Source organism: Bradyrhizobium sp. P2_E8 (assembly GCF_056403875.1).
In genome coordinates this window covers 1-907 of record NZ_JBFUES010001667.1, presented here as the reverse complement: position 1 = coordinate 907, position 907 = coordinate 1, and the positions used below count along the sequence as shown (strand labels likewise).

Here is a 907-nt window from a genome sequence, read left to right as displayed (position 1 = left end):
TCCTTGTCGAGATCGAGCAGGGCGCGCACTTCCGGTGCGAGCGGTATAGCCTTGAGCGAGCGCGAGAACACGCCGCCGCCCCGCGAGATCAGCGTCTTGTTGTAGTCCTGCCAGCTCGATCGCGGCAGGTCGAACAGGCGCTTGCGTTCGGCGAAGCTGCTCGCCGGATCGGGGGAGGGATCGATGAAGATGTCGCGGTGATCGAATGCCGCGACGAGCTTCGTCGCCGGCGAGAGCAGCATGCCGTTGCCGAAGACGTCGCCGGACATGTCGCCGACGCCGACCACGGTGAAAGGCATGGTTTGAATGTCGGTGCCGAGCTCGCGGAAATGGCGCTTGACCGCCTCCCAGGCGCCGCGCGCCGTGATCCCCATCTTCTTGTGGTCGTAGCCCTGGCTGCCGCCGGAGGCGAAGGCATCGCCGAGCCAATGGTGCTTCTCGGCCGAAATCGCGTTGGCGACGTCGGAGAAGGTGGCAGTGCCCTTGTCGGCGGCGACGACGAGGTAGGGGTCGTCGCCGTCGTGCCGCACGGTCAAGTCGGGCGGCACGACGACGTCGCCGTCGAGATTGTCGGTGAGTTCGAGCAGCGAGCGAACGAAGATGCGATAGGCTTCGGTGCCTTCCGCGAGCCACGCCTCGCGATCGGAGGGCGGCGGCAGGCGCTTGGGCACGAAGCCGCCCTTGGCGCCGACCGGCACGATCACGGCGTTCTTGACCTGCTGCGCTTTCACTAGGCCGAGGATCTCGGTGCGGAAATCCTGCGGCCGATCGGACCAGCGCAAGCCACCGCGCGCAACCTTGCCGAAGCGCAGGTGAATGCCTTCGACGCGGGGTGAATAGACGAAAATCTCATAGAGTGGTCGGGGAGGGGGCAGGTCATCGATCTTGCGCGCGTCGAACTTGAAGG

The 907-nt window shown here is 65.9% G+C and carries 1 protein-coding gene; it reads right to left on the bottom strand.

What is annotated here, in order from left to right; genetic code table 11:
• Nucleotides 1-907: NAD-glutamate dehydrogenase domain-containing protein (locus AC1D00_RS43095; RefSeq protein ID WP_477014919.1), on the bottom strand; the 907-nt coding region annotated here is incomplete at both ends.